This window comes from Rhodococcus tibetensis, assembly GCF_024438035.1.
GTDB lineage: Bacteria > Actinomycetota > Actinomycetes > Mycobacteriales > Mycobacteriaceae > Rhodococcus_F > Rhodococcus_F tibetensis.
Genome location: NZ_JANFQF010000041.1, coordinates 1 through 10407, shown reverse-complemented (window position 1 = coordinate 10407; position 10407 = coordinate 1). Strand labels below are relative to the sequence as shown.

Below are 10407 nucleotides of genomic sequence, written 5' to 3'. Positions count from 1 at the left end.
CATAGCGGAGGGGAAACGCCCGGACCCATTCCGAACCCGGAAGCTAAGCCCTCCAGCGCCGATGGTACTGCACTCGACAGGGTGTGGGAGAGTAGGACACCGCCGAACATCCGTTACCGGAAGCCCCCCAACACCTGTTGGGGGGCTTCCGGCATTCCACAACAAAAACTCTCGTCGTCGACCTGGAAGTGCCAACGCTTTTTCACAATCGGTCCTCGCCGGCGAGGACCTGCAGCGCTCGTGTGGCCAGGTGAAGATTAAGCCGGGTGTCGACGCTCCGGAGATCGCGTTCGGTGAGTTCGTGAATGCGGGACATTCGGTATCGCAGTGTGCTGCGATGAATTCGGAGGGCGCGAGCGGTTTCGTCGTACTTGCCTCCGCAGTCGAGGTACTGGGCGAGGGTTGCCGTCATGGTGCTGTGGTGTTCCCTGTCGTAGTCGAGCAGAGGCCCGAGCCACTCCTGGACGAAAGACTCGACGTCTCGTGTCGTCGCGTGCGCATCGAGAATGCGATATACACCCAGTTCGTCGAAGTGTGCCACACCCCACGGCGACAGTGACTGCTTGCGAATCTCCAGAGCACGCAACGCGTGACTGTACGACTGCGGTATCTCGCTGGGCGATGCACATTCCGATCCGACTCCCAACACCCCGCTCGTCGAACCGAGCGTTTTCTCCAACGCCCGGAATGCGCTGCCCGCGTCGGTTTTCGATTGTGCAATCGCGGCAACGACCCCCGCGCCGTGGTCGTCGCGGTGCACGAGAAGGGCCGACGCGTCGACGGAGGAAAAGTATCGGCGGAGCGCGTCGGATACCGTGTCGGCATTCGTCTTCGGTTCCCATTCGACCACCAGGACTCGCTGGGGATCGTGGAGGTCGTAGCCGAGTGCTGCGGCCCGGGAGTAGGCGCCGTCGTCGTCGGTTCCAGCGAGAAGATCGTCCCCGAGGTCGCGCCTCAACCGTGCCTCAGTCTCCGCTAAGGACCGTTCGTGGGCCATCTCGATGGCGAGGACAGTCGCGGCGTAGTCCAACGCGAACACGTCCAGGTCTGTCGCCTCGTGCTCCGGGTCGCAGAGGTACAAAATCCCCAGCAGAACTTGCCGGGGCCGGACGATCCGCAGGATCCGATTGTCGTCCCGCAGGGGTCTGCCCTCCATGGTGGCTCTGCGAACGACGTCTACTCGGTTGCGGCCGCCGATGCGGCGATACCGCGGCATCTTTCCGGGGCCGGCCCAGACACGGAGGTTGCCGAATGGATCCTCGACCCCCACGGCCAATCCGGTCAGCTGATGGAGAGTGTCTGCGATTGCCGCTTCGGAGGCTCCCGCGAGGGAGAGCCGATCGAACGTATGGCGCATTTTCTCTTCGGACTGTAGGCGCGCAAGCTGCTGCGACACTGCACTCAATGCCTGTGAACTCTCCCGCAGACGATGTTCCTGCGCATCTGTGCGCAGGGCTAGGGAGGCGGAACGCAATGCGGTCACGGTGTGCTGAATCAAAAGTTCGAGGGACGTGAGTTCCCCCTGCGTCGGTGGACGTTCGGCCCGAATCATCAGCGCGATGGTGTCGGTGGAGGGGTCGTCGAGCAGGAGGCGCTGACGCCAGAAACCGTCGGCGTCTCCCGTTGCGGGTTCGACTGTGAACGGTCCCAGTCTCGGAAGGGCCTCCCGCATCAAGCCGAAGATGTTGTCCCGATCATCGCAGTCATGCATGTGCGCGGTGAGCGCAAGAACGGTTCGGAGGTCGGATGCCCGAGGAGTGTCGACCACCCTGGGGTCTGGGACTGCTTCCAGATCCATGCCTTGATCTACCCCGGATAGCTGAGGTCGAAACCCTGAGGGGTGTGCATTCGTGCCGATTCCCCGGAGATTCTTTCGTTCCACCATGACCATGTGGTGGGCGCCGTCAGGGATCAACCTTGGGAATGAGGGGTGGCAAAATGTCCCAATCCAATACCTGGCACGATCCCGATCTGAATATGATTCGCGACGTCGTTGCACATACGTCGGACGGGTGCGAGGGCTGTCTCGCACTCGGCACGCGGTGGGAACACCTGATGCTGTGCCTGACGTGTGGGTACGTCGGCTGTAGTGACTCGTCACCAATGCGCCATGCGAGACACCACGCACAGCGCTGCGGGCACCCGATCGCGCAGTCGCTCCATCCAGGCGACAACTGGCGTTGGTGCTTCGTGCATGACGTCCGGATCTGCACGCCCTACCCGGCGACCGGGGCGCGGGTCGTCGGCCCGAGCCTCGTCCCGGGGCTGTCGAATGATGTCAGACAGAGTCTTCGTATCGCGAGATCGCAGTGAGAATCGCCGACCAGATGTCGTCTGCGCGAACTTCGGGCGGCGTGTCGTCCAGCCACCGAGGGCGCACCGGGACGGCTGCAGTCCAGGCGGGCATCGTCGGCAGGGAGCCAGGGACCTCAGCGTAGGACTCGGCGGCCGGCGTGGGCCTCGACGTGGCGGCGAACGACGACTCCGAGTGGTCCTCGTGCGCATCGTGCCGACGTTCGAGTATGTGCCGCCCCTCGCGACCGCGGAGCAGAAAGAGCAACATCGGGTCGTCATCGAGTATCCACGCCGCCTGGTACAGGACTGCCGCTGCATGCCGGCAGGGCGCGTCCCACTCCTCGCACGTGCAGGTCGCGTCCGCATCGAACATCGAAGGGACGAGGGATATTCCGATCGCCTCGAGATCTTCGTCCAGTTCACGCGGAAGTGTTCCGCTCAACAGCTGGGCGACGTGACCACTCCTCGATCCGAGGACCGTGAGCACCCGACCCCACTTCGCTTTGTCGAGCACCTCGACGAGGATGCGCACGTGCATGAGCTCGTCGTTGGTATGCACGTCGGCGGAGAGCAGTCCGGCGGCGAAAGTCAGTGGGCCTACCATCCCGCAGTGAGCGTGGGCGCGACCCAGCTTCAGGGTCTGCGAGTCGAGCGCAGATTGCTCGAGATCGTCCACCCACCGCTGCGCCACCAGGTTCTACCGCGAGTGCGCCTGCTCTTCTGGGCTGCGAAGCGGGGGAATGTCAGGGCGGTTCTCACAGATCACCTCCGAGGTGGTATCCGGGGCTCAGCGCGACGAGTTCGGTGAGTTCCCCGTCGGTCAGTTCGGTGAAGGCGTCCGTGCCACGAAGCAGGACGGAGTCGGCGAGGTGCCGTTTGGACTCCAGCATGCTTGCGATGCGCTCCTCGATAGTTCCCGCGGTGACGAAGCGGTGGACGACGACCGGCCGGTGCTGGCCGATACGGTAGGCGCGATCCGTTGCCTGGTCTTCGACGGCCGGATTCCACCAGCGATCGAAATGGACGACGTGATCCGCTCGCGTGAGGTTGAGCCCGGTCCCGGCGGCTTTGAGGGACAGGATCAAGACAGGAATGTCTCCGTTCTGGAATCGCTCTACCAGCTCTTCCCTCCCGGCAACCGGAGTGCCGCCATGGAGGAACTCGCACTCGATGCCGCGGGAGTCCAGATGCTGCTGTAGGAGGCGCCCCATCGCGGTGAAGTGGGTGAAGACCAGCGAGCGTCCGTCCTCCGAGAGATTGGTGTCGAGCCACCGGAAGTCGACGAGCTGATAGTCCCGTAGCTGTGCGCGCAGCGCGGCAGGCACCGGCACGTCGAGGGTGATCCTGTCGGTGAGTTCCCGCGCAGTCCGGGCGAGCGCCCCGCAGACATCGACACGGGTCTCTTCCTCGCCCCGGCCGGCCGACCTGTCAGCGAGGCGCGCAGGGCGTCGACCAACGGCATCGCGCCAGTGCGCCGCTGCAGAGTCTTGCGCACCAACGCCGAGTCGGCGACGACGTAACGGTTACGCAGCCGCACCACGGCGCGTTCGGAAGCAACCAGTTTCTCCATGTCGTCCCTGGTGAGCACTTCGTCACCGATCGCGACTCGCCAGTCGAACTCGAAGGCGCGGTCACCACCGAACGTGGTGTGACCGCCGCTCGCAGTAGAGTCGCCCAGAATCATGAGAGTCGACGTGTGCGCCATCAGCTCACGCGGCCAGTGGATCTCGATACCTTCGCTGCGCAGACGCCGGCCGGCGCCGGCAAGTGCTGTCACGTCGTCGTCTTCGAGCCTGATTCGATTAGGTGCCGCCGAGCGCGTCAGTTCCTCGAGCGGTGCCCACTGGAGCGCGGCACGACGGAGAGCCTCGAGCACCGCGATTCGTGGGTCGGCCGCGAACGCGGACTCGGCCATGCGCGGATGTCGCCCGAGATCCACGGCGTCGCAGACGACTGCAGGCCTGTCCACGCCGTGGACCTGGACCGTGGCGTCGAATGCGCTGTCCACGAGGTCGACGGTTCCGGTGGTCGGCACAGGATCGATGCGCAGCGACAGCGCAACGGTTGCGGGCGCGAGGGAGGCAGTCCAGGTCTGAAGTCCGGGCACACGGTCGGCGTCCCAGCCCAGGTACGGAAGTGCGTCGGAGTCGGCGGGTGCGCACAGCCGCGGAAGCGCGTCGAGGGCGGACGTCAGGAAGCCGCGCAGCACCTCCGCGGCGCCCGGAAGCACAACCTCCATCGTGTCTCCCGTCTGCTCGCCCAGCGCGATCGCGCGAGCCTCGGGGGGAAGGGCAGCGGCAAGGCTGCCCATGTGGCGCAGCTCCTCCTGATCGAGGACGCCGAGTCGCCACACGTCCCGGCCGCTCGCGGTCACCGACGGAAGAGTCGTGCCGTTCGCGAGATACCCGACCGCGGTCCGGGCGCACGCGGCCCAGAAAGCGACCGAACGGTGGACCTCCGTCTCTGCCGGCGGGGCCAGAAGAAAGCGGGAGTGCATCTCGGATCGAAACTCGCCGCGTGGGAAGGCTGGCTACCGAGTGTTGGCCGACGGCGAGGCGCGTGGGCGAGTCCGGGTGCGGGGGAGGGTTGCCCTGTGGTTCGGCCTCCCAGAAGACAAGGTGTGCGTTCCGAGGGACATCGGAGGGTACGAACGTGGCCGCGTAGCTCGTGAGAGCCGGCTCTGCTGTCACTACTTCACCTTTCCCGACGGCCCTGCCGTCGGCGCCATCCGCGCCGCGCGACAGCACCTCGTACGGTACGTCGTACGTCAACGCGGTGGCGACCAATTGAGTTCCCAAGTCGGCATGGGAAGATTCCGGCATGGCCGGAATCGCGACACCACCGGGCGGCGACCCCGCCCGGACCATGGAGTTGCTGTGGGGCGGTGGCACCGTGCCGGTGTCGCGGCCCCGCCGGGGGAAGCCGGGTCTGACGCTCGACCGCATCGTCGACGCTGCGATCAGCCTCGCCGACGCCGAAGGACTCGATGCGGTCTCGATGCGCCGCCTCGGGGCCGAACTCGGAGCTGGGGCGATGTCGCTGTACACGCACGTTCCCGGCAAGACGGAGCTGGTCGACGTGATGACCGATCGGGTGCTGTCCACACTCCATGCCGCCCGAGACGACAGCGCGGATCCGATCGCAGGGTGGCGGGATCGGCTGGCGGCGGCAGCCCGAGCCTACTTCGAACTCCTCCGTGCCCATCCATGGATGCTGGGCATTATCACCCTCAGCCGACCGGTCCTGGGGCCCGGGGCGATGGCGAAGTACGAGCGCGATCTGGCAGCGGTCGAAGGGCTCGGCTTGTCAGACCTCGAGATGGACTCCGTGGTGGCGCTGCTCGACAGTTTCGTCGCAGGCGCTGCGCGGGCCGCCGCCGAAGCGGCAGCCCGCGTGGCAACGGGGGACGACGACAGCGAATGGTGGCGCAGCATCGCGCCCCATTTCGAGAAAGTGTTCGACCCCGACCGCTTCCCTTTTGCTGCCCGCGTCGGGACTGTGGCCGGCGAACACCACAATGCTGCCTTTGCACCAAATCACGCCTTCGAATTCGGTCTCGCCCGCCTACTCGACGGAATCGGCGCCCTGATCCGCGACGGTGGACGCTCCCTCGAGTAGCGCTGTGGGAACAGCCAGCCGGGTGGGCTCCACGCGACCACGCAGGGTCACACTGTCCGTCAGAGTCCAGTGCCGCCGTTCGTCTTCGCCTGCTGCGTCAGTGGCACGCTGGGACGCCACGAGACGTCCGGGGACGTTCTTGGCCAACTCGGACAGACGAGCCGCCTCGTTGACCGGATCGCCGATCACTGTGTACTCGAACCGTTCGTGTGCGCCGATGTTGCCTGCGACCGCGCGTCCCGTTGCAATTCCGATCCCCGCCTCGCATTCGCGGACCTCGACGGTGAGCCGTTCCCGGAGAGCGCGAGCCGCGGACAGAGCTGCACCAGCATGATCGTCGAGTGCGACCGGGGCGCCGAAGATGGCGAGTGCGGCATCACCTTCGAACTTGTTGACGAAACCACAACGACGGTCGACCTCGTCGACGACGACGTTGAAGAATCGGTTGAGTAAGTCCACGACCTCCGCCGGTGAGCGGGTAGCCGCCATGGTGGTGGATCCGATGATGTCGACGAAGAGGACGGACACATCGCGTTCCTCGCCACCCAGTTCCGGATGGTGACGGAGCGCATTGCTCGCGACCTCCTGCCCGACGTGGCGTCCGAAGAGATCGCGAATCTTCTCGCGCTCGCGAAGGCCTTCCGCCATGCGGTTGAAGCCGGTTTGCAATTCACCCAGTTCGGTACCGTCGTAGACGACCACCTCGGCGTCCAGATCTCCGTCGGCCACCTTGGCCATTCCCAACTGAACCGAGCGGATCGGGGCCTCGGTGGCTCGCACACTGATCACGACCAGCAGCAAACCGAAACAGAGAATCACACCGCCGAGCGCGAGAATGGATACTGCGAGGCTGGTAGGGCTGGCGTATCGGATGAAGCTGAACACCGCGATGAGCATCAGTCCGAGCAGCGGCACCCCGGTCCCGAGGATCCAGGCGAGGACGGTTCGACCGGTGATACCCAGGGTCCGGCGGGTACGGGGCTCGCCCGAACTCAGCGCCCGAGCGGCGACGGGGCGCAGGGCGAACTCGGTGAGCAGATAACAGAACGCGCAGATCGTGATACCGGCGAACGCGACGGTGAATGCCACCTTGGGAATCGTCTGGGGGTCGATGATGCCGTACAGCGTGGTGAAGAACACCCAACCCAGACCCCACAGAGCCGCCTGGACTCGCGTGAGCCGCCACGGCGCGCGGAAGGCGGCCGAACGGTCGCTCTCGGTGGGGGCGCGATCTACGGTGGCCCATCGAAGATCCGAGACGATCCGGCGAGTGCCCCACGTCACTCCGATCAACACTGCTGTCAGAACGAATACGGGCACAGCGACGAAATTGGCAAGCATGTACTCGGCGGACCACACGCTCGGACCCGGGACGACCACACTGACGAGCAGACACGCGATCAGCGCCCCGATGAGATTGGTCAGAACCAACGGTGCGGTCAGCAGCAGTTGGACGCGGACGCGGCGACGGCGTGGGCTTTCGTCCGGCGATCCGAGCAACCACGACCCCAGCGGGGCGACAGATCTGCGAGGGGGGCGCATAGTCATTCGAGACTAGTCGGCGCGATCCCTTAGGGTGTTCGAGTGCGCCTAGTGATTGCCAGATGCCGAGTCGACTACGTAGGCCGCTTGACGGCACATCTTCCCACCGCGCGTCGCCTGTTGCTGGTCAAGGCCGACGGATCGGTGAGCATTCACGCCGACGACCGCGCCTATAAGCCGTTGAACTGGATGAGCCCGCCGTGCTGGCTCGTCGAAGGAACCGCAGACGATGCTGAAGCACTGTGGGTTGTCACCAACAAGGCCGGTGAGGAACTACGCATCACCATCGAGGAGATCGAGCACGACTCCAGCCACGAGCTCGGTGTCGATCCCGGACTCGTCAAGGACGGTGTCGAAGCGCACCTGCAGGAGCTCCTAGCCGAACACGTCGAAACCCTCGGCACCGGGTACACACTCGTGCGTCGCGAATACATGACGGCCATCGGCCCCGTCGACCTCCTGTGCCGGAACGCCGACGGCGCGTCCGTCGCCGTCGAGATCAAGCGCAGAGGTGACATCGACGGAGTCGAGCAGTTGACGCGCTACCTCGAACTGCTCAACCGGGACCCCCTGCTCGCGCCTGTGAGCGGAGTATTTGCCGCTCAGCAGATCAAACCGCAGGCCAAAACTCTCGCCACCGACCGCGGAATCCGCTGCCTGGTGCTCGACTACGAAGCGCTCCGGGGCACCGAGAGCACCGAGTTCCGGCTTTTCTGAGGCCTAGGCTGGTTTCGTGCCCCGTCGTAAACCCCAACCCAAGAGCACGCGCCGCGGAGCGCCTACCGCGAACCACGGCGAAGTGGGGTTCGGCGGTGCGCTGTCACGCAGGGAATCAGGCCCCGGCGGGTACAGCGACGAGGACTACATTGTCCGCACCGTCCCGGGAGCACGCGCCACCAAGACCTACCGGTGTCCCGGCTGCGATCATGACATCCGACCGGGGGTGTCTCATCTCGTGACGTGGCCCGCCGAGTACGGCGGCGCCGATGAGCGGCGGCACTGGCACGCCGGGTGCTGGTCGGGACGCAGCACCCGGGGCCTCACGCGCAGGTGGTCCTAGCTACCTGTCTTGACCGTCTGCTGATCTGCCGAATTGACCGTCGAGTCCTCGTCGACCGCCGACAGGACGGCAGTGTCGGCGTCGGCGCCCGAGCGGTCGTCGGACTTCTCCTCGGAATTTTCCCGAGCTGAGCTGGACTCGTTCCTAGCGGAAAAATTCTTCTGCGCAGACCGTGAATCGCTGTTCTCGTTGGAGCGCGGGTTCGACTGCTGGGCGGTCTCGGGGTGTGCGTCCAACAGTTCGCTTTCCCGATTGACGGAGGCCAACATCGCGGGGACAGAATCGAGTTGACCGCGAATACCCAATAGCTGAGCGAGAATTCGGCCTCGGAGCACTCGAAGCTCCTCGGCAAGCTCCTTGGCGTGGGCGATCTTGCGCTCCGACTGGTCGGTGGCCGCCTGCAGCCGCCGCTCCGCCTCGTGCGTGGCATCGGCGAGCCGTCGCTGAGCTTCGGCCTTGCTGGTCGCCTCCAGTTCGTTGACCGCGGAAATCGTCTTCTGCCTGCGCTCGGTCATGGCGAGGTCGAAATCTTCCTGCACCTGCGCCCGACGCAGCTCTGCCTCGGCGGCGAGACGGTCCCGTTCTGCCTGCGCCGCCTCGACGATGCGGGCAGCCTCGGTACGCGCCTTCGCCATGGTCTGGGTGTGCTCGGTCTCGAGGGCGCTACGCCGGTCTTCGAGTTCCGCGACCAGCGACTCGTACTGGCCACGGAGCTGAGCGGCCTCCTGCTCGGCGATCGAGATCATTTCCGCCGCATCGGCCTCGGCCTTGGCGCGCACCTCGGATGCTTCGTCAGACGCAAGACGCAGCATCCGCGAGATGCGGTCGCTCATGCCCTCCGCGGTAGTAGGAGGAACGGACAGGCGATCGACGTCCTTGCGGAGCTCGTCGATTTCGTCACGCGCATCGTCGAGCTGCTTCGCGAGATCGCGCGCCTGCGCAGCCGCCGCATCCCGATCAGCCGCCGTCACCCGCAACTCGGCGTCGAAACGCTCGAAGTAGTTGCGCACCTCGTCCCGGTCGAAGCCCTTACGCGCCACTGAGAACGGAAGGGGGATCGAACCACGGTCTTGCTCGTTTACCATGGCCGCCAATCTACCTGGGCAAAGCCGTGCTTGTCTCTCGGCCTCCCGGGTCCCTAACGCTCCGGCGCAGGCCAAGCCCGTTGCCGCCACACCCCAGCCTCAATGGGTCGCCGAAGGCTCCACGAGCTCGATGAGGACTCCACCGGCATCCTTGGGATGCACGAAGTTGATGCGCGAGTCCGCGGTGCCGCGCCGGGGAGCGTCGTAGAGCAGACGGACGCCGCGTTCCCGGAGCTGCGCGGAGAGGACATCGATGTCCGTGACGCGATACGCCAGCTGCTGGAGACCGGGACCGCTCCGATCGATGAACTTGGCGATGGTCGAGTTCTCGTTCAACGGGGCAAGGAGCTGCAGGGCGGTGCTGCCCTCGGGTGCGCCGACGACGCCGAGCATCGCCTCGCGCACGCCCTGCTCCTCGTTCACTTCTTCGTGCGTCGACACCATGCCGAGGTGCTCCGCGTACCACGCGATGGCGGCGTCGAGGTCGGGCACGGCGATACCGACGTGGTCGATGGCGGTCACCAGGTCCGAAGACAGAGGTGACGGGGTCTGAGAGGGGGAGGTCTGTGTCATGCCGTCGACGTTAGCGCTACCGTTTCAGTAGTTCTCGCCGGGATGTGACTTTCGTCGCCCCGGACGTGATCGGCCGACAGAAATCGAAGGATCCCCGGAGGAAAACGTGACCAGTTCTGTGATTGTTGCCGGAGCCCGTACGCCGATGGGTCGGTTGATGGGTTCGTTGAAGGATTTCTCGGGTTCGGATCTGGGTGGGATCGCGATCCGGGGTGCGTTGGAGAAGGCGGGGGT

General features: G+C 65.4%; 12 protein-coding genes and 1 rRNA gene. 6 read left to right on the top strand and 7 right to left on the bottom strand.

What is annotated here, in order from left to right; genetic code table 11:
* Positions 1-108: ribosomal RNA gene (rrf, locus tag NOF53_RS27250) — 5S ribosomal RNA — on the top strand; the annotation flags it as partial.
* A gap of 94 nt (positions 109-202) precedes the next feature.
* Here rrf and NOF53_RS27245 read toward each other — a convergent pair.
* Entirely contained in the window at positions 203-1798 is a 1596-nt protein-coding gene (locus tag NOF53_RS27245; RefSeq protein ID WP_255974750.1) for a PucR family transcriptional regulator, read from the bottom strand.
* 125 nt (positions 1799-1923) lie between these two features.
* Between NOF53_RS27245 and NOF53_RS27240 the strand changes: the two genes are divergently transcribed.
* A complete protein-coding gene (locus tag NOF53_RS27240; RefSeq protein WP_308213883.1) occupies positions 1924-2313 on the top strand; it encodes a UBP-type zinc finger domain-containing protein in 390 nt (129 codons plus the stop codon).
* Here the strand turns inward: NOF53_RS27240 and NOF53_RS27840 are convergent.
* From NOF53_RS27840 to NOF53_RS27835, 3 genes are all read right to left on the bottom strand, one after another.
* Positions 2279-2986, bottom strand: a complete 708-nt coding sequence (locus NOF53_RS27840; protein WP_255974748.1) for an SWIM zinc finger family protein — start codon at positions 2984-2986, stop codon at positions 2279-2281. The genes NOF53_RS27240 and NOF53_RS27840 overlap by 35 nt on opposite strands.
* 64 nt (positions 2987-3050) lie before the next feature.
* A complete protein-coding gene (locus tag NOF53_RS27230) occupies positions 3051-3506 on the bottom strand; it encodes a DEAD/DEAH box helicase (protein WP_255974746.1) in 456 nt (151 codons plus the stop codon).
* On the bottom strand, positions 3410-4669 hold the full coding sequence (locus tag NOF53_RS27835; RefSeq protein ID WP_255974745.1) for an SNF2 helicase-associated domain-containing protein: 1260 nt from the start codon (positions 4667-4669) through the stop codon (positions 3410-3412). Before NOF53_RS27835 ends, NOF53_RS27230 begins: the two co-directional genes overlap by 97 nt.
* A gap of 446 nt (positions 4670-5115) precedes the next feature.
* Between NOF53_RS27835 and NOF53_RS27220 the strand changes: the two genes are divergently transcribed.
* The gene (locus tag NOF53_RS27220) at positions 5116-5913 is read left to right on the top strand and encodes a TetR/AcrR family transcriptional regulator (protein WP_255974743.1); all 798 of its coding nucleotides are present in this window, start codon (positions 5116-5118) and stop codon (positions 5911-5913) included.
* Here the strand turns inward: NOF53_RS27220 and NOF53_RS27215 are convergent.
* Positions 5860-7461, bottom strand: coding sequence for an adenylate/guanylate cyclase domain-containing protein (locus NOF53_RS27215; protein ID WP_255974741.1), 1602 nt, complete (start codon positions 7459-7461; stop codon positions 5860-5862). The two genes, NOF53_RS27220 and NOF53_RS27215, sit on opposite strands and share 54 nt — an antisense overlap.
* A 36-nt stretch (positions 7462-7497) precedes the next feature.
* Between NOF53_RS27215 and nucS the strand changes: the two genes are divergently transcribed.
* Positions 7498-8172, top strand: coding sequence for an endonuclease NucS (gene nucS / locus NOF53_RS27210; RefSeq protein ID WP_255974739.1), 675 nt, complete (start codon positions 7498-7500; stop codon positions 8170-8172).
* 16 nt (positions 8173-8188) lie between these two features.
* Positions 8189-8515, top strand: coding sequence for an Rv1322 family protein (locus NOF53_RS27205; RefSeq protein WP_255974737.1), 327 nt, complete (start codon positions 8189-8191; stop codon positions 8513-8515).
* Here NOF53_RS27205 and NOF53_RS27200 read toward each other — a convergent pair.
* Together NOF53_RS27200 and mce are read right to left on the bottom strand one after the other, a co-directional pair.
* Entirely contained in the window at positions 8512-9600 is a 1089-nt protein-coding gene (locus NOF53_RS27200; protein ID WP_255974735.1) for a coiled-coil domain-containing protein, read from the bottom strand. The genes NOF53_RS27205 and NOF53_RS27200 overlap by 4 nt on opposite strands.
* 99 nt (positions 9601-9699) lie before the next feature.
* Complete coding sequence (gene mce, locus NOF53_RS27195) at positions 9700-10173, bottom strand: methylmalonyl-CoA epimerase (protein WP_255974733.1); 474 nt, start codon at positions 10171-10173, stop codon at positions 9700-9702.
* 106 nt (positions 10174-10279) lie between these two features.
* On the opposite strand from mce, the gene NOF53_RS27190 reads away from it, so the two are divergent.
* Positions 10280-10407, top strand: a 128-nt coding sequence (locus NOF53_RS27190; protein ID WP_509908956.1) for a thiolase family protein, incomplete at its 3' end; no start/stop codon positions are given.

Bases quoted from the DNA above. Each gene is read 5' to 3' on its own strand.
- NOF53_RS27245 (WP_255974750.1), bottom strand. From the start codon at position 1,798: ATGGATCTGGAAGCAGTCCCAGACCCCAGGGTGGTCGACACTCCTCGG.
- NOF53_RS27240 (WP_308213883.1), top strand. From the start codon at position 1,924: ATGAGGGGTGGCAAAATGTCCCAATCCAATACCTGGCACGATCCCGAT.
- NOF53_RS27230 (WP_255974746.1), bottom strand. From the start codon at position 3,506: ATGGGGCGCCTCCTACAGCAGCATCTGGACTCCCGCGGCATCGAGTGC.
- NOF53_RS27220 (WP_255974743.1), top strand. From the start codon at position 5,116: ATGGCCGGAATCGCGACACCACCGGGCGGCGACCCCGCCCGGACCATG.
- NOF53_RS27215 (WP_255974741.1), bottom strand. From the start codon at position 7,461: ATGACTATGCGCCCCCCTCGCAGATCTGTCGCCCCGCTGGGGTCGTGG.
- NOF53_RS27200 (WP_255974735.1), bottom strand. From the start codon at position 9,600: ATGGTAAACGAGCAAGACCGTGGTTCGATCCCCCTTCCGTTCTCAGTG.
- mce (WP_255974733.1), bottom strand. From the start codon at position 10,173: ATGACACAGACCTCCCCCTCTCAGACCCCGTCACCTCTGTCTTCGGAC.